Origin of the sequence: Kitasatospora sp. NPDC059462 (assembly GCF_042749955.1) — a bacterium.
GTDB lineage: Bacteria > Actinomycetota > Actinomycetes > Streptomycetales > Streptomycetaceae > Kitasatospora.
Map to the genome: position 1 here is coordinate 1 of NZ_JBHYUU010000012.1, position 16,232 is coordinate 16,232.

Consider the following 16,232-nt stretch of genomic DNA (forward strand, 5'->3'; position numbering starts at 1 on the left):
GGGGGGGGGGTGGGGGTGGGGGGGGTGGGGTTGTTGGTCGTGGACGCGTCGCGGCCCCGCCGGGGGGGGGTGCGGGGGGGGGCCGCGTGCGGTTCGGGGCTCGGCCGGCCGCGATGCCCTGGGCGGCCGTCCGGGTCCGGTCCCCGCGCCCTGTCCCTGGGCGCGGGGGCGGACGCCTCGTCAGGCGTCGGTCTTCACCGGCTCCCGGCCGGGGATCGGGTCCGCCACCCGGTTGCCGGTGGTCACGCTGACGACCGGCTTGACGGTGCGGATGAGGAACGGGACGGCGCCGGCCACGACGCAGACCACGGCGGCGGTCCAGAACGCGTGCCGGTAGGCGTCCAGGGTGGGCAGCGCGACCGGGATCGGCAGCTTCATGGTGTCGCCGGTGAGGATGGCGGCCATGACGGCGGTGCCGATCGCGCCGCCGACGGTGCGCAGCACGGCGTTCATGCCGTTGGCGATGCCGCTCTGCTCGACCGGGACGGCGCCGTTGATGTAGGCGGGCATCGCCGAGAAGGCGAGGCCGATGCCGAGGCCGAAGATCGCCGAGGAGAGGTAGATGTCGCCCTCGTGGCTGTGCCGCAGGGCCAGGTAGGCCATCGCGACGGCGCCGAGGACACCGCCGAGGACCAGCGGCAGGCGCGGGCCGCGGCGGGCGATCAGCAGGGCGCCGAGCGGGGCGGCGACCATCGAGCCGAGGGCGGAGGGCAGCAGCATCACACCGGCGTGCAGCACGGTGGCGGTGAAGCCGTAGTGGGCGAACTTCTCCGGGGTCTGGGCGAAGTTGCTGATGACCATGAAGGAGCCGTACATGCCGAAGCCGATCAGCAGGCCGGCCAGGTTGGTGAAGGCGACGGCCGGACGGGACATCATCGTCATGTCGACCAGCGGGTGCGCGACCTTGACCTCGATGACGCCCCAGATCAGGGCGACCACGGCGGCGACGGCGAACAGGCCGAGGGTCCTGGTGGAGGTCCAGCCCCAGGTGTTGCCCTGGCTGACCGCGACCAGCAGGGCGGAGAGCCAGCCGGCGAGGGTGAGCGCGCCGAGCGGGTCGGCGCCGCCGTCCTTGTCGGTGACCGGGTCGGTGGGCACCCGCAGGGCGACCAGGGCGACCGCGATCAGACCGAAGACCAGGCCCATCCAGAAGATGGACTTGTAGCTCCAGTGCTCCAGCAGCAGGCCGGTGGCGACCAGGCCGAGGCCGCTGCCGACGCCCATCGAGGCGCTGATGGCGGCGACGCCGCCGGTCACCTTCTGCTTGGGGAGTTCGTCACGGACGATGCTGATGGCGAGCGGCAGCACGCCGCCGCCGGCGCCCTGCAGCACGCGGGCGACGACCAGCCAGGTGAAGGAGTGCGTGGAGACCGCGAGTGCGGAGCCCGCGACCAGGCCGGCGAGCGAGATCAGCAGCATCGGCTTGCGGCCGCGCAGATCGCCGAAGCGGCCCAGCAGGGGGGTGAGCACGGCGGCGGACAGCAGGTTGGCGGTCATCAGCCAGGTGATGCTGGAGCCGGAGACGTCCAGTTCCTTGGCGAGCGAGGGCAGGATCGGGACGACCGCGGTCTGCACCACGCTGAACGACAGCATCGCCAGGATGAGGGCCGGCAGGACCCGGGCGCTGCTCTGCTTCTTCTCGGCCGCGGTGGTGGGCTGTGGTGCCTCACTCACGGTTGCTTCCTCCCGTACATAGTGAATGAACTGAAGTAACCATGCCGAGAGATACTTCAGCATGTCAAATATTCATTGGTTAAGCCTTGGTAAAAAGGAAGGACCCCGGCCGGGGCGGCCGGGGTCCGGTGCCGGAGGTGTCAGACCAGCGGCCGGGCCGGCTCCGGGCGGGCCGGGGCCTGGGCGGCGGGCGGTGCGGCGGGCGGCGGTGACGAGGGGGCGGCCGGGGCGGCGGTGACGTCGTCGTGGACCTCGACCTGCTCGCGCCGCAGCTCCTCGCGGACCACCTCCTCGGTGGTGTACCGCTCGACCACCAGGCGGACCCTTTCGAGCGGCGCCAGGTACTTGCGGACCACCGGGCGTTCCTCGCGCAGGGTGACCTCCTCCACCGCCTCGGCGATCTCCTTCTCGTCGAGCGCGGCCCGTTCGGCCTCGCCGACCGGGATCCGCTCGACCCGGACCCGCTCGCGGACCACCGGGACCCGGCGCTCCACCTGCTCGCTGGTGACGTACTTGCGTAGCTTGGCGGTGCCGATCACGTGCCACTCGGTGGTGATGTCCAGGCGCTCCTCGCGGCAGGTGATCTCCAGCCGGCCGGTGGGGGAGGGGGCGGCCGGACCGGTCTCCGGGCGCGCGGACCGCGGCTGGGGCTGGGACGGGGGCTGGGCCTGTGCCTGCGGCTGGGGCTGCGGTTCGACGGCCGGCTGCGCATGGCCGGGCGGGGTGGCGGCCGGCTGCGCGGCTGCGGGCTGCGCGGTGGGCGGCGCGACGGGCGGCGGGACGGGCGGGGCGGCCGGTGCCGCGGCGGAGGGTGCGGGCGCCGGGGCGGCGGGGGCCGCGGGGGTGACGGGTGCGGGAGTGGCGAGGGGGCGCGCGGGAACCTCCGGGGCGGGGCCGGACGGCTTGTCGAGGTCGGCCGCCCGGTGGAAGGTGAGCGCCTTGGCCGGGCGCGAGGCGTTGGTGCCGGGGGTCGCGCCCGTCCCGTTGGTGGCGCCCGCCCCGTTGGTCGCGGGCGTTCCGTGGGCGGCGGGAGCGGTCGCCGCGGCGGCACCGGTGCCGGCGGTGGTGGTGCCGAAGTCGAGGTCGTCCGGTTCCGCCGCCGGGCCCCCGCCCGCCCGCGGCCGGTCCTGCGCCGGGGTGTCCAGTCCGTAGTAGCGGTAGAGCTGGAGCTCCTGGGCGGGCGACAGGTGCTGGCCCACGCCGAAGTCCGGTGACTCCTTCACCAGGGACTTGTCGTACGGCACCCGCAGCTCGTCGCCGGAGAACTCGCTGGTGGTGAGGGGGACGAAGGCGTCCCGGCCGAAGATGCCGGTCCGGACGGCGGCCCATTCGGGACGGCCGGTGGCGTCGTCCAGGTACACCTCGTCGATGGTGCCGATCTTGTCCCCGTTGCGGTCGACCGCCTTGTGGCCGATGAGGTCCCGGGGGTCGATGTCGGTCTGCACTCTTTTCCTCCAGTGCGGTGAGGTCGCGGAAACGCCCGCAGGACAGCGGCACTTCACACCAAATGCCATGAATCGGGCGGGCGCGACCGGGGTGCGGCCGGACGGGCCCGGGGCTGCGCCGACCGGGTCACCGCGGGGTGTCAGCCGCGAAGTCGCGGTCGGGCCTGACGCACCCGTGATCGGGGTGCCTCCCGCTGGTACCCTGGGCGCGACCGCCGAGCCCGCTCGGGAGAGTCCCCGACAGCGGAAACCGCTGGTCGGGGCGCCGAAGGAGCAACTCCTCCCCGGAATCTCTCAGGCATCCGTACCGTGCGGGATAGGTCACTCTGGAAAGCAGGGCAGGATCGCGGGCGAGGGAGCCGGCGGACCCCACCCTCACCGACGGTGCAAGCCGGCGGGGCGTCCCACGGCGCTCCGCGCGGGCGAAGCTCTCAGGTCCCGATGACAGAGGGGGAGGCCTGTCGGGTTCGTCCGACCGGGCCCCCGCTGTTGTCCGCAGCGGTGAGGCGCCGGCGTGCGCACCCCCGCCGGTCCGTGACCAGGAGGCCTCGACCACCATGAACGCCCAGCCGAACTCGGGACGCCCCACCACCCCCGCGACCCTCACCGAGCTCGAACAGGCCAGCCCCTTCGAGAACCGCCACATCGGCCCCGACGCCGCCGCGCAGGAGAAGATGCTGGCCCAGGTCGGCTACGGCTCGCTGGACGAGCTGGCCACCGCCGCCGTCCCCGAGGCGATCCGCTCGATCACCGCGCTCGACCTGCCCGCCGGGCGCAGCGAGGCCGAGGTCCTCGCCGAGCTGCGTGAGCTGGCCGGCCGCAACACCGTCCTCACCTCGATGATCGGCCTGGGTTACTACGGCACCTTCACCCCGCCGGTGATCCTGCGCAACGTCATGGAGAACCCGGCCTGGTACACCGCCTACACCCCGTACCAGCCGGAGATCTCGCAGGGCCGCCTGGAGGCGCTGCTCAACTTCCAGACCCTGGTCGCCGACCTGACCGGCCTGCCCACCTCCGGCTCCTCCCTGCTGGACGAGGGCACCGCCGCCGCCGAGGCGATGGCGCTGGCCCGCCGCGTCACCAAGGTCAAGGGCGGTGTCTTCCTGGTCGACGCCGAGACCCTGCCGCAGACCGTCGCGGTGATCAACACCCGCGCCGTGCCGACCGGTGTCGAGGTCGTCGTCGCCGACCTGTCCGAGGGCATCCCGGCCGAGATCGCCGAGCGCGGCGTGTTCGGCCTGCTGCTCCAGTACCCCGGTGCCACCGGTGTGGTCCGCGACCTCGCCCCGGTGATCGAGCAGGCCCACGGCCTGGGCGCGATCGTCGCCGTCGCCGCCGACCTGCTGGCCCTCACCCTGCTGAAGTCCCCGGGCGAGCTCGGCGCCGACATCGCCTGCGGCACCTCGCAGCGCTTCGGCGTGCCGATGGGCTTCGGCGGCCCGCACGCCGGCTACCTCGCGGTGCGCGCCGAGTACGCCCGCTCGCTGCCCGGCCGCCTGGTCGGCGTCTCCGTCGACGCCGACGGCAACCGCGCCTACCGCCTGGCCCTGCAGACCCGCGAGCAGCACATCCGCCGCGAGAAGGCCACCAGCAACATCTGCACCGCCCAGGTGCTGCTCGCCGTGATGGCCTCGATGTACGCGGTCTACCACGGCCCGGACGGCCTGGCCGACATCGCCCGCCGCACCCACCGCTACGCCGCCGCCCTCGCCGCGGGCCTGCGGGCCGGTGGCGTGGAGCTGCTGCACGGCGAGTTCTTCGACACCGTCACCGCGGTCGTCCCCGGCCGCGCCGCGGAGATCGCCGCCGCCGCCCGCGCCCAGGGCATCAACGTCTTCCAGGACGGCGCGGACCGGATCTCGGTCTCCACCGACGAGACCACCACCCGCGAGCACCTGGCGGGCGTGTGGGCCGCGTTCGGCGTCGAGGGCGTCGAGGTGGCGGAGGACGCCGAGGCGCTGCCCGCCGCGCTGCTGCGCGAGGGCGAGTACCTGACCCACCCGGTCTTCCACAGCCACCGCTCGGAGACCGCCATGCTGCGCTACCTGCGCCGCCTGTCGGACCGGGACTACGCGCTGGACCGCGGCATGATCCCGCTGGGCTCCTGCACCATGAAGCTCAACGCGACCACCGAGATGGAGTCGGTGACCTGGCCGGAGTTCGGCCAGCTGCACCCCTTCGCGCCGGTCGACCAGGCCGAGGGCTTCCTCACCCTGATCCGCGGGCTGGAGCGCCAGCTGGTCGAGGTGACCGGCTACGACGCCGTCTCCATTCAGCCGAACGCCGGTTCCCAGGGCGAGCTGGCCGGTCTGCTGGCCGTGCGCGCCTACCACCACGCCAACGGCGACACCCAGCGCGACGTCTGCCTGATCCCGTCCTCCGCGCACGGCACCAACGCCGCCTCCGCGGTGATGGCCGGCATGCGCGTGGTCGTGGTCAAGACCCTGGTCGACGGCGACGTCGACGTCGAGGACCTCAAGGCCAAGATCGAGCAGCACCGCGACAGCCTCGCCGTGCTGATGGTCACCTACCCGTCCACCCACGGCGTGTACGAGACCCAGATCACCGAGATCTGCGGCCTGGTGCACGAGGCCGGCGGCCAGGTGTACGTCGACGGCGCCAACCTGAACGCGCTGGTCGGCCTCGCCAAGCCGGGCAAGTTCGGCGCGGACGTCTCGCACCTGAACCTGCACAAGACCTTCTGCATCCCGCACGGCGGCGGCGGCCCGGGCGTCGGCCCGGTGGCGGTGCGCGCGCACCTCGCGCCGTACCTGCCGAACCACCCGCTCCAGGAGGAGGCCGGCCCGGCCACCGGCGTCGGCCCGATCTCGGCCGCCCCGTGGGGTTCGGCGGGCATCCTGCCGATCTCCTGGTCGTACGTCCGGCTGATGGGCGGCGAGGGCCTCAAGCGCGCCACCCAGGTCGCGGTGCTGAACGCCAACTACATCGCCAAGCGGCTGGCCCCGCACTTCCCGGTGCTCTACACCGGCCCGGGCGGCCTGGTGGCGCATGAGTGCATCATCGACCTGCGCCCGCTCACCAAGGAGACCGGCGTGACGGTGGACGACATCGCCAAGCGCCTGATCGACTACGGCTTCCACGCGCCGACGATGTCCTTCCCGGTGGCCGGCACGCTGATGATCGAGCCGACCGAGTCCGAGGACCTGCACGAGATCGACCGGTTCTGCGACGCGATGATCGAGATCCGGGCCGAGATCGACAAGGTCGGTTCGGGCGCCTGGGCGGCCGACGACAACCCGCTGCGCAACGCCCCGCACACCGCCGCCACGCTGGCCGGCGACTGGGCGCACGGCTACACGCGGCAGGAGGCGGTCTTCCCGGCCGGCGTGAACCCGGCGGACAAGTACTGGCCCCCGGTCAGCCGGATCGACGGCGCGTACGGCGACCGCAACCTCGTCTGCTCCTGCCCGCCGCTGGACGAGTACGGCGTCTGACCGGCGCACGGCGCGTGGCGCACGGCCTCGCGGCACGCGACAGGGCCCCGGCGGATCACTCCGCCGGGGCCCTGCCCGTTGCGCGCGTTCCCCCGTGGACGCCCGGCGGCTCAGACCGCGCTCGCGGCCGGGCGGCGCGGGGCGATCACCCGGCCGTCGGGCAGCAGCTCACCGGTGTCCTCGAACAGCAGGACGCCGTTGCAGAGCAGGCTCCAGCCCTGCTCCGGGTGGCAGGCCACCGGCACGGCGGCCTCGCGGTCCTCGGACTCGGCCGACGGGCATTCAGGACGGTGCTGGCACATACACGTACCCTCGCTTCGCTCTGCGATCCTCCCCGTGGTGCGGTGGCGCCGGTGGCCGGCGGCCGCCGCCGCGGTGGTCGGATTCTGTCCGGCGCCGGGCCGGGTGTGGACCAGCGCTCAAGTGGGTAGGACAGGAGGTCCTTCCACGCTGGTTCCCAGTGTCGGCATCTGCGGACGCGCGCGCAGCGATTTCGTGACATGCGCCACAACCCCCGGGCAGAGATCACCCGTTCAGGTGGTCGGGCGCCGCGGGCCGTGCCGGACGGGCCATCCGGCGCACGGCCCGGTCGGGCCATGCCGGATGGCCCGACCGGGTGGCGGGCCGGACGGCGGCCGGGACCTCAGAGCGCCCCGGAGGGGAGCCGGGCGCCGTCCGTCGTGCCCAGCAGCAGTGGCCGGGGGGCGGCCTGGGTCCGGGCGACGGGCGTGCGGGCCAGCAGCGGCAGCACCTCGGCGGCCGGGTGGGCGCGGTGCGCGGTGACGCCCATCGGGGCCGGCGCCAGCGGGATCAGCAGGTCCGCGCCGCCGTCCGGGCTGTGCAGCCACAGCGCCGTCGCGTACTGGCCGGGAAAGGTCAGCAGCCGGGGCTGGCAGCGGGACCGCGATGACTGGGTGAGCTGCCAGGCCTCGCGCAGCGCCCGGAGCGTGGAGTCGAGGTACGGCCCGGCGGTGAAGTGGGAGAAGGTGTGGCCCTCCGCCCCCTGCACCACCTCGGCGGCGGCTGCCACCTCGGTGCCGTCCTTGATGAGGAACCGCCACCCCGTGCGGCGGGCGGCGGCGAGTTCGGCCCGCGGCCCCTCCAGGACGTGGACGGCGAGCGGGTGCGCGGGGAGGAGCGGCCCGGTCGGGTGACGCAGCGCGGCGGCGGCGGGTTGGCGCAGCGCGGTCTCCGAGTCGAGCGCGGCGAGGACCGCGCGCAGGGCACTGGGCGGGGGCTGGGGGGTCTGCAGAGTCATGGCAAGGTCGCCTCTCCGTGCGAGATCGGCGTGCGAGTGCGGCATACCGGCATGGCTGGTGCGTCGACGGTGACGGGACCTGGGCCTTGTCCGGTTGGGCAGGATCGCGGTGCCGGCGCGGCCGTCGTCGCCGGGGTCTCGCGGGCGATGGCGGGCCGGGCCGTGGCGCAGTGCGAATTCTACTCGAACAGGTGCACAGGGTGACCTGTTTATCACAGGCGGTGGCCCCGGGCAAGTCGGTAGTTGCGCTGAAACGGCATCAGTTTCCTTGCAATGCAAGCCAATCGAAGCGTTCGGGTATCGATCTTCGGGGTGGGCATGATGCTTGCACGGTCGGGGGCCGGCCGGCTCAGGAGGAGGAGACCATGGGCGAGAAGGTCGTGGCGACCCGGGCGGACCTTTCGGACCGGCAGATGTACCGGCGAAAGCTCCAGTCCTGCCTCGACGCGCTCGGCCGGATGCTGCGGGAGGAGCGGTTCGACCGCCCCAAGGGCGTCATCGGCGTGGAGATCGAGCTCAACCTGGCCGACGAACAGGGCCTGCCGCTGCTGAACAACGCCCAGGTGCTCACCGCGATCGGCTCCGCCGACTTCCAGACCGAGCTGGGGCGCTTCAACATCGAGGTCAACATCGCGCCGCACCGGCTCTTCGGGCACGTCTTCGAGGAACTGCGCGAGGAGATCGACACCGGGCTGCGCTACGCCGACCGGCGGGCCGCCGAGGCCGGCGCGCGGATCGTCATGGTGGGCATCCTGCCGACCCTGGAGCTCGACCACACCGGGCTCGACGCGATGTCCCACAACCAGCGGTACAGCCTGCTCAGCGACCAGATCCTGGCCGCCCGGGGCGAGGACATCACGCTGGACATCGAGGGCGTCGAGCACCTCCAGCTGGAGTCGATCACCATGGTCGCCGAGGCCGCCGCGACCTCGCTGCAACTGCACCTCCAGGTGACGCCGCAGCGCTTCTCCTCGGTGTGGAACGCGGCCCAGGCGATCTGCGGGCCGCAGCTCGCGCTCGGCGCCAACTCGCCGTTCCTGTTCGGGCGGGAGCTGTGGCGCGAGACCCGGCCGGTGCTCTTCCAGCAGGCCTGCGACACCCGTTCGGCGGAGCTCAAGGCGCAGGGCGTGCGCCCGATCACCTGGTTCGGCGAACGCTGGGTGGACTCGGCGTACGACCTGTTCGAGGAGAACCTGCGGTACTTCCCCGCGCTGCTGCCGATCTGCGACGACGAGGACCCGGCCAAGGTGCTGGCCTCCGGCGGCGTGCCCCGGCTGGCCGAGATGCGGCTGCACAACGGCACCATCTACCGCTGGAACCGGCCGGTGTACGACGTCAGCGGCGGGGTGCCGCACCTGCGGGTGGAGAACCGGGCGCTGCCGGCCGGGCCGACGGTGGCCGACACGCTCGCCAACGCGGCGTTCTACTACGGCGTGGTGCGGGTGCTGGCCGAGCAGTCCCGGCCGATCTGGACCAGGCTGCCGTTCGAGCGGGCCGACGAGAACTTCCAGCAGGCCGCCCGGTACGGCGTGGACGCGGTGTTCCAGTGGCCGAAGCAGGGCCGGGCCGGTCGCGCCGGCGGGCTGACCACCGTGCCCGCCGTCGACCTGGTGCTCAACGAACTGCTGCCGATGGCCTACCAGGGCCTGGACGCCTGGGGCGTGGAGCCGGCCGACCGGGACCGCTACCTCGGCATCATCGAGCAGCGCTGCCTGCGCCGGGTCAACGGCGCGTCCTGGCAGAGCGCGACCTTCCACCGGCTGCGCGAGCAGTACGGGATGGAGCGGCCGGCCGCGCTGGCGGCGATGACCCGGCGGTACATGGAGCACATGCGCGGCGGCGAGCCGGTGCACACCTGGCCGGTGGGGTAGGCCCCCGGACCCCCGGGCCCCGGACCCCCGGACCCCGTCCCCGGACCCCCGGCCCGCCGGGCGCGCTGTGGAAGGATGATCGCTCCGGTCCGCCGACGGCCGCCCGCCGGCGCCCGGAGCGCCGCCCGTCCGCCGCCGCCCGTGCTGGAGCACCCCCGTGACGACCGTTCCGACCGTACCGGAGACCGCGAAGCCGACCCGCCGCCTGCTCGGGGTGGAGCTGCTGACCGTCCTCGGCCTCTCGCTCGGGGCGAGCGGCATCAGCGCGCTGATCAGCTTCACCGGCTCGCTCACCGAGACGCTGAAACTGGGCCAGCAGGTCGCCACCCTGAACGGCTCGCGCGCCCCCGGCCGGCCCTGGCTGGACCTGGTCTGGCAGCTCTACTACATCGGCCGCGGGCTGATGCCGGTCGTGCTGGTCGGCTACCTGCTGGTGCGCGAGGGCACCACGCTGCGGGTGCTGGGCTTCGACCTCGGGCGCAAGCTGGGCGACCTCGGCCGGGGCGCGGCCGTCGCGGCGGCGATCGGCGGCTCGGGGCTGGCGCTCTACCTGGCCTCGCAGGCGGCCGGCTACAACCTGACGGTCGCGCCGTCCGGGCTGCCGGAGGTCTGGTGGCGGATCCCGGTGCTGCTGCTGTCGGCCTGGCAGAACGCGATCCTGGAGGAGGTCGTCGTCCTCGGCTACCTGCTGCGCCGGCTCGGGCAGCTGGGCTGGTCGTGGCTGGCGGCGCTGGCGGCGAGCTCGCTGCTGCGCGGCTCGTACCACCTGTACCAGGGCGTCGGCGGGCTGGTCGGCAACATCGTGATGGGCGTGGTGTTCTGCCTGCTGTACCGGCGGTGGGGGCGGGTGATGCCGCTGGTGGTGGCGCATGCGCTGATCGACACGGTGGCGTTCGTCGGGTACGCGCTGCTCGCCGGGCACGTCAGCTGGCTGCCCACCGGCTGAGCGGGAGCACCGCCCCGGGGCGCGGCGGGCGGGCCAGCAGCCGGTCCACGTGGTGGCGTTCGAGGCCCTGGCCGGGGTCGACGGCCAGCAGCAGGCGGTCGCGGCGCCAGAGCGAGTTGCGGACCAGCCGGGGCGGGATCACGTCGTCGACCCAGGCGAACGGGCGGCCGGCGGCGTACCGCAGCAGCGGCGCCCACTTGCGGGCGGAGAGCAGTTCCATCAGCGGCAAGATGTGGGTGTTGGCGTGTTCCTCCCACGTCGTCGCCCAGACCAGTTCGTAGCGGCCGGCCAGTTCGCGCAGCCAGGTGCCGTGCCGGGCGGAGAGCAGCACGGTGTAGCCGAACAGGGTGTGGGCGTCGAAGTCGGCCTCGGGTGCGGGGCAGACCGGGTTGAGCACACCGTCGACGTCCAGGAACAGCAGTGGCTTGGGCATCGGGGGTCTCCCAGGTCTCATCCGTCGTCACCTGGACGGACGTGCCGCGCCCTCCGGTGGTTGCCCGCCGGAGGGCGCACACGGGGGCGCACGGGGTGCGCCGGGCGGTTCAGCCGGTGGTGGCGGGGACCGGGAGCGCGTCGGCGGCCGGGGCGGCCGGGCGCCGGGAGAGGCGACGGACCTCCGGTTCCAGCAGCACGGCGGCGCTCAGCACCAGCGAGATCACCGCGCAGGCCCAGAGCGCGCCGGACAGGCCCAGCCGGCCGGCGACCGGGCCGGCCAGCGCGGTGCCGAGCGGTGCCAGCGACAGCGAGCCGAGTTCGTCGTAGGCGATGATCCGGGAGAACGCCTCGGGGGGAATCTCCTGCTGCAGCGCGATCATCCAGTTGACGCCGAAGACGGTGACGCCGACGCCGGAGAGGAACATCGCCGCGCAGAGCACCGGCAGCGGGGCGGACGCCGCCAGGGCGAGCGCGGGCACGCCGAACAGGAAGACGCCCCAGTTGCCGGCCAGCAGGATCCGCCGCGGCTGCCAGCGGGTCATCAGCACGCCGGTGGCGACCAGACCGACGCCGTAGGCCGCCATCGCCAGGCCCCAGTCCCGGGCACCGCCGAGCCGTTCCTTGGCGAAGGCCGGGCCGTACACCGCCTCGACCGCGCCGACGCAGGCGACCAGCACCGAGAACTGGAGGACGACCACCCAGAGCCAGCGGCGGGAGGAGAACTCCTGCCAGCCCTCGCGCAGGTCGCGGAGCAGCCCGCCGCCCCCGGCCGGGGCCGCCGGGGCCTGCGGCTCCAGCAGGAAGCGCAGCGCGGCGGCGGCCAGGAAGCAGACCGCGTCCAGGGCGAGCACCCAGCCGGCGCCGACCCCGGCGGTCAGCGCGCCGCCGAGCGCGGCGCCGCCGATCTGCGAGCCGTTGAAGCCCATCCGGTACACCGAGAAGGCGCGGGCGGCGTGCTCGGGGGCGACGCTCTCCATGATCATGCCGCCGGCGGCGGGGGTGTAGAACGCGTAGCCCGCCCCGGCGCCGGCCGACAGCAGCATCAGCTGCCACAGGGCCGGGTCGCCGGCCAGCACCAGGGCGGCGAGGGCGCCCTGGGCGACGGCGCTGAACACATTGGCGGCGACCATGACGTGGTGGCGCGGCAGCCGGTCGGCGAGCGCGCCGCCGACCACCAGCAGCAGGACGGTGGGCAGCAGCCGGGCGGCGGTGACGTAGCCGACGTCGGTGGTGGAGCCGCCGCCGTCCAGGATGGCGAAGGCGGTCGCGATGGGCGCGCCGGCGTTGCCGAGGCCGCTGACCACGGTGGCGGTGGTCTGGATCCGGAAGTTGCGGCTCGCCCAGGCGAGGCGGCCGGCGGGGGAGGGTGGCGGTTGGCTCTGCACCCCGTGACTATGCCGGGGCGGATGGTCCGTGTCCATCCGATTACAGGGGGCGCCGGACGGGCGCCGACGGGGTGCTCCCGGCGGTCAGCCGAGGTGGCCCCGGAGGAAGGTCAGGGTGCGCCGCCAGGCGATCTCGGCCTGCAGCGGGTCGTAGGTACCGAGCAGGTTCTCCTCGTTCATGAAGGCGTGCCCGGCCGGGTAGAAGTGGATCTCCGGGCGGACGTCGGTGGCCTCGCCGATCCGGATCGCGGCCTCGTCGACGGCGGCCATCGGGATCGCGCGGTCGTGCTCACCGTAGTGGCCGAGCACATGGGCGGTCAGGCCCCGGTACTCGAAGTCCGGGTCGGGCGGCAGCCCGTAGAACGGGACCACCGCGGCCACCCGGTCGCCCTCGGCGGTGGCCAGCAGCAGGGCGAAGCCGCCGCCCATGCAGAAGCCGACCACCCCGACCGCGTCGCCGACCACACCGTCCAGCCCGAGCAACAGGTCGACCGCGCGGCGCAGGTCCCGCACCGCCCGCTCGACCGGGAGCTCGCGCTTGAGCCGGGCGGCCTCGGCGCTGTCGTGGGTGGTCGCGCCGCCGAAGAGGTCCGGCGCGAGGACGGTGAAGCCCTCGGCGGCGAACCGGTCGGCCACGCCGGCCAGGTACGGGGTCAGGCCCCACCACTCCTGGATCACCACCAGGCCGGGGCCGACGCCCAGCGGCGGGCGGGCCAGGTAGCCGTGGGCCTCGCGGCCGTTGCTCGGGAAGGTGACGTTCTGCCGGGAGCCGCCCTGGTCAGGCATGGCTTCCTCTCGGGGGACGGGCCGCCGGGCGCGGCGGCGGGTCGGTGGCCGGGGGCGTGGAACGGCGGGGCCGGTGGGTCAGCCCATCTCCTCCAGGGCACGGCCCTTGGTCTCCTTGATGCAGAAGGCCACGAAGGGGATCGAGAGCAGCGCGAAGGCCGCGTAGATGACGTAGGTCGCCGACAGGTTCCAGTCGGCGAGGTCGGGGAAGCTGACCGTGATCGCCCAGTTGGCGATCCACTGGGCGGAGGCGGCCACGGACAGCGCGAGCGCGCGGATCCGGTTCGGGAACATCTCGCCGAGCAGCACCCAGACCACCACGCCCCAGGAGAAGGCGAAGCAGAGCACGAAGACGTGCGCGGCGATCAGCGCGACGGTGGCGTGGGTGTTGTCCAGGGTCGCGGCGTCGCCGGTGCCCTCCCGGTAGGAGAAGGCCCAGGCGGCGGTGCCCAGCGCGGCGGCCATGCCGGCCGAGCCGGCCAGTGCCAGCGGCTTGCGGCCGATCCGGTCGACCAGGGCCATCGCGATCACCGTGCCGATCACGTTGATGATCGAGGTGGAGAGGCTGATCAGCAGCGAGTTGGACTCGTTGATGCCGACCGACTGCCACAGGAAGGAGGAGTAGTAGAAGATCACGTTGATGCCGACGAACTGCTGGAACGCCGAGGCGCCGATGCCGACCCAGACGATCGGCAGCAGGCCGAACCGGCCGCCGAGCAGGTCCTTGAGACGGGGTTTGCGGGCGGACTCCAGCACCGCGCGGATCTCGGCCACCCGCGCGTCGAGGTCGACGTCCTCGCCCTCGACCTCCCGCAGCACCCGGCGCGCCTGCGCCTCCCGGTGGTCGGCGATCAGGTAGCGCGGGGACTCCGGGATGGCCAGCGCCATCAGACCGTAGACCAGGGCCGGGATCGCCTCCACGCCGAGCATCCACTGCCAGGCCTGGACGCCGCCCAGGTGGCCGGTGGACTCCCCGCCGGCGGCCTGGTTGAGCGCCCAGTTGGCGAGCTGGGAGACGGTGATGCCGAGCACGATCGCCATCTGCTGGAAGGAGGCCAGCCGGCCCCGGTAGGCGGTCGGGGCGACCTCGGCGATGTAGGTCGGGGCGATCACCGAGGCGATGCCGATCGCCACGCCGCCGACCACCCGCCAGGTGGCCAGCACCTCGATGTTCGGCGGGAACATCGAGCCGATGCCGCTGACCGCGAAGAGGAACGCGGCCAGCAGCATGGTGCGCACCCGGCCCAGGTGGTCGGCGAGCCGGCCGGCCACGACCGCCCCGGCGGCCGAGCCGAGCAGGGCGATGGCCACCACGAACGCGGTGGTGCCGTTGCCCACCTGGAAGTGCTTCTGGATGCCCGTCACCGCGCCGTTGATCACCGCGCTGTCGTAGCCGAACAGGAAACCGCCCATCGCGGCGGCGGCCGAGATGAACACCACGTGCCCGAGGTGCGCCTCGCCGGAAGCCGGATGGGTGTGGGGCCTGGACACGCGCGCTCCCCGGGGTCGACGGTCCCGCCCGCACGGCCGGGCGGGCAGGGTTCGTCTCACATTCGATCAGCGCGGGGGGCCTCGCGTCGCGGCGGCTGGGCCGAACGGGTGACGGGGCGTCAGCTCGGCGCGCGGTTCCCCGGCACGGCGGGTGCCGTCCGGCGGGCGTTGCGGCGCAGCAGCTGGGTGCGGGCGCCGGCGTCCAGCGGGCGGGCGCGATCGGCGAGCCGCTCGGCCAGCGCGTACTGCTCGGCGGCCGGCTTCTTGTCGTCGTACTTGAACTTGGCCCGCACCTCGCGGATCGTCAGCCGCAGCCCGGTCAGGCCGGGGAGCAGCCGGCCGAGCTCGCCCTCGCCGGGGGCGACCCGCAGCTGCGGGCTCTCCGGCTGGAAGTGGGCCAGCTGCCGGTTGAGGATCTCCGCCTTGCCGGCCGCGTCCTCGACCGGCACGGCGGTGGCGTGGAACTGCACCGAGGCGTAGAAGCTGGTCGGGGTGCCGGGCTCGCCGCGCCAGTGGCCGGGGGCGAAGGCGTAGTCGTCGGTGACCGCGAGGGTGACCTCCGGATCCGCCCGGACGGCCGCGAGCAGCGGGTTGGGGGCGGCCAGGTGGAGCAGGATCTCGCCCCGGTCGGCGTCCAGCAGGAAGTGGGTGGGCACCAGGACCGGGCCGTGGCCGGGCCCGCCGTTGGCGGCGAGCAGCCCGAAGTCGCGGCCCTCGGCGAGCCAGGCGCGCCATTCGTCCTCGTCGCCGCGGTCCCAGGATCGGATCAGCATCGGGGTCTCCGGTCAGACGGCGCGCGGGGCGGTGAGGGCGGCGAGGTTGGCGGGCAGCGGCACGGTGGTGGAGGCGTCCGGCTCGGGGGCGCCGTAGCCGGCGGTGACCGGGACGACGCCGGCCCAGTACGGCAGGGCGAGGTCCTCGGGGTCGTCGTCGGCGAGGTCGGCCCGGGTCTTGGCGGAGACCTCGTCGAGGTCGAGGCGGATCACCGCGGTGGCGGCGAGCTCCTTGGCGTTGGCCGGGCGGACCTCGGCGGAGCGGCCCGGGACCACCTGGTCGACCAGCGCGTCCAGCGCGACCGTCAGCTCCTCGGGGTCGGTCACCTGGTGCGCGGTGCCGTGGGCGACCACCGAGCGGAAGTTGACCGAGTGGTTGAAGGCCGACTTGGTCAGCACCAGGGCGTCCACCAGGGTGACGGTGACGCAGACCGGCAGGCCCTGCCCGCCCCTGGCGCCGCGCAGCGGGCGGCTGCCGGTGGAGCCGTGCACGTAGAGGCGGTCGCCGACCCGGGCGTGGATGGTGGGCAGCACGACCGGCGCCCCGTCGGCGACGAAGCCGAGGTGGCAGAGGTAGGTGGCGTCCAGGATCGCGTGGATCGCCTCGCGCTCCCAGGTGGCGCGCTCCTTGTAGCGGGTGGGGGTGGTGCGCGGGGTACGGGGGTAGGACGTGTCGCTGTCCGGCGTGGTCGACATGACAAACCTCTATG

The 16,232-nt window shown here is 73.8% G+C and carries 13 protein-coding genes, 1 pseudogene and 1 riboswitch; of the genes and pseudogenes, 3 read left to right on the forward strand and 11 right to left on the reverse strand.

Annotation, left to right across the window (positions count from 1 at the left end):
• Window positions 1-180 precede the first annotated feature (180 nt).
• The 3 genes and pseudogenes from ACFXAM_RS05595 to ACFXAM_RS05605 all read right to left on the reverse strand — a co-directional run.
• A complete protein-coding gene (locus ACFXAM_RS05595; RefSeq protein WP_380287717.1) occupies window positions 181-1,674 on the reverse strand; it encodes an MFS transporter in 1,494 nt (497 codons plus the stop codon).
• Window positions 1,675-1,814: 140 nt separating this feature from the next.
• Window positions 1,815-2,264, reverse strand: coding sequence for a DUF2382 domain-containing protein (locus tag ACFXAM_RS05600; protein ID WP_380287813.1), 450 nt, complete (start codon window positions 2,262-2,264; stop codon window positions 1,815-1,817).
• 480 nt (window positions 2,265-2,744) lie between these two features.
• A pseudogene (locus ACFXAM_RS05605) lies at window positions 2,745-3,119 on the reverse strand (PRC-barrel domain-containing protein); the annotation flags it as partial.
• 216 nt (window positions 3,120-3,335) lie between these two features.
• Window positions 3,336-3,439, forward strand: a riboswitch (glycine riboswitch).
• A gap of 237 nt (window positions 3,440-3,676) precedes the next feature.
• Between ACFXAM_RS05605 and gcvP the strand changes: the two are divergent.
• The gene (gene gcvP / locus ACFXAM_RS05610; protein ID WP_380287718.1) at window positions 3,677-6,577 is read left to right on the forward strand and encodes an aminomethyl-transferring glycine dehydrogenase; all 2,901 of its coding nucleotides are present in this window, start codon (window positions 3,677-3,679) and stop codon (window positions 6,575-6,577) included.
• Window positions 6,578-6,687: 110 nt separating this feature from the next.
• Here gcvP and ACFXAM_RS05615 read toward each other — a convergent pair whose 3' ends face one another.
• Together ACFXAM_RS05615 and ACFXAM_RS05620 are read right to left on the reverse strand one after the other, a co-directional pair.
• A complete protein-coding gene (locus tag ACFXAM_RS05615; RefSeq protein WP_266273201.1) occupies window positions 6,688-6,879 on the reverse strand; it encodes a DUF5999 family protein in 192 nt (63 codons plus the stop codon).
• Window positions 6,880-7,220: 341 nt separating this feature from the next.
• Window positions 7,221-7,835 (reverse strand): hypothetical protein, encoded by a 615-nt coding sequence (locus ACFXAM_RS05620; RefSeq protein ID WP_380287719.1) that lies wholly within the window; start codon window positions 7,833-7,835, stop codon window positions 7,221-7,223.
• A gap of 365 nt (window positions 7,836-8,200) precedes the next feature.
• On the opposite strand from ACFXAM_RS05620, the gene ACFXAM_RS05625 reads away from it, so the two are divergent.
• Entirely contained in the window at window positions 8,201-9,706 is a 1,506-nt protein-coding gene (locus ACFXAM_RS05625) for a glutamate--cysteine ligase (RefSeq protein ID WP_380287720.1), read from the forward strand.
• A 157-nt stretch (window positions 9,707-9,863) separates the two neighbouring features.
• Window positions 9,864-10,652: a CPBP family intramembrane glutamic endopeptidase gene (locus ACFXAM_RS05630; RefSeq protein ID WP_380287721.1), complete on the forward strand. Its 789-nt coding sequence runs from the start codon at window positions 9,864-9,866 to the stop codon at window positions 10,650-10,652.
• Here ACFXAM_RS05630 and ACFXAM_RS05635 read toward each other — a convergent pair.
• The 6 genes from ACFXAM_RS05635 to ACFXAM_RS05660 form a co-directional block, all read right to left on the reverse strand.
• Window positions 10,630-11,085 carry an HAD domain-containing protein gene (locus ACFXAM_RS05635; RefSeq protein WP_380287722.1) on the reverse strand — a complete coding sequence of 152 codons (456 nt, stop codon included), beginning with the start codon at window positions 11,083-11,085 and terminating at the stop codon, window positions 10,630-10,632. The two genes, ACFXAM_RS05630 and ACFXAM_RS05635, sit on opposite strands and share 23 nt — an antisense overlap.
• 109 nt (window positions 11,086-11,194) lie before the next feature.
• Complete coding sequence (locus tag ACFXAM_RS05640; protein WP_380287723.1) at window positions 11,195-12,472, reverse strand: MFS transporter; 1,278 nt, start codon at window positions 12,470-12,472, stop codon at window positions 11,195-11,197.
• A gap of 84 nt (window positions 12,473-12,556) precedes the next feature.
• On the reverse strand, window positions 12,557-13,258 hold the full coding sequence (locus tag ACFXAM_RS05645; protein WP_380287724.1) for a dienelactone hydrolase family protein: 702 nt from the start codon (window positions 13,256-13,258) through the stop codon (window positions 12,557-12,559).
• A gap of 78 nt (window positions 13,259-13,336) precedes the next feature.
• Window positions 13,337-14,749: a sugar porter family MFS transporter gene (locus ACFXAM_RS05650; RefSeq protein WP_380287725.1), complete on the reverse strand. Its 1,413-nt coding sequence runs from the start codon at window positions 14,747-14,749 to the stop codon at window positions 13,337-13,339.
• Window positions 14,750-14,868: 119 nt separating this feature from the next.
• Window positions 14,869-15,522 (reverse strand): FMN-binding negative transcriptional regulator, encoded by a 654-nt coding sequence (locus ACFXAM_RS05655; protein WP_380287726.1) that lies wholly within the window; start codon window positions 15,520-15,522, stop codon window positions 14,869-14,871.
• A gap of 12 nt (window positions 15,523-15,534) precedes the next feature.
• Entirely contained in the window at window positions 15,535-16,218 is a 684-nt protein-coding gene (locus ACFXAM_RS05660; protein WP_380287727.1) for a pyridoxamine 5'-phosphate oxidase family protein, read from the reverse strand.
• Between the last annotated feature and the right edge of the window lie 14 nt (window positions 16,219-16,232).

Coding starts and splice junctions, on each gene's coding strand:
- ACFXAM_RS05620 (WP_380287719.1), bottom strand. CDS start 7,835: ATGACTCTGCAGACCCCCCAGCCCCCGCCCAGTGCCCTGCGCGCGGTC.
- gcvP (WP_380287718.1), top strand. CDS start 3,677: ATGAACGCCCAGCCGAACTCGGGACGCCCCACCACCCCCGCGACCCTC.
- ACFXAM_RS05625 (WP_380287720.1), top strand. CDS start 8,201: ATGGGCGAGAAGGTCGTGGCGACCCGGGCGGACCTTTCGGACCGGCAG.
- ACFXAM_RS05635 (WP_380287722.1), bottom strand. CDS start 11,085: ATGCCCAAGCCACTGCTGTTCCTGGACGTCGACGGTGTGCTCAACCCG.
- ACFXAM_RS05655 (WP_380287726.1), bottom strand. CDS start 15,522: ATGCTGATCCGATCCTGGGACCGCGGCGACGAGGACGAATGGCGCGCC.
- ACFXAM_RS05615 (WP_266273201.1), bottom strand. CDS start 6,879: ATGTGCCAGCACCGTCCTGAATGCCCGTCGGCCGAGTCCGAGGACCGC.
- ACFXAM_RS05645 (WP_380287724.1), bottom strand. CDS start 13,258: ATGCCTGACCAGGGCGGCTCCCGGCAGAACGTCACCTTCCCGAGCAAC.
- ACFXAM_RS05660 (WP_380287727.1), bottom strand. CDS start 16,218: ATGTCGACCACGCCGGACAGCGACACGTCCTACCCCCGTACCCCGCGC.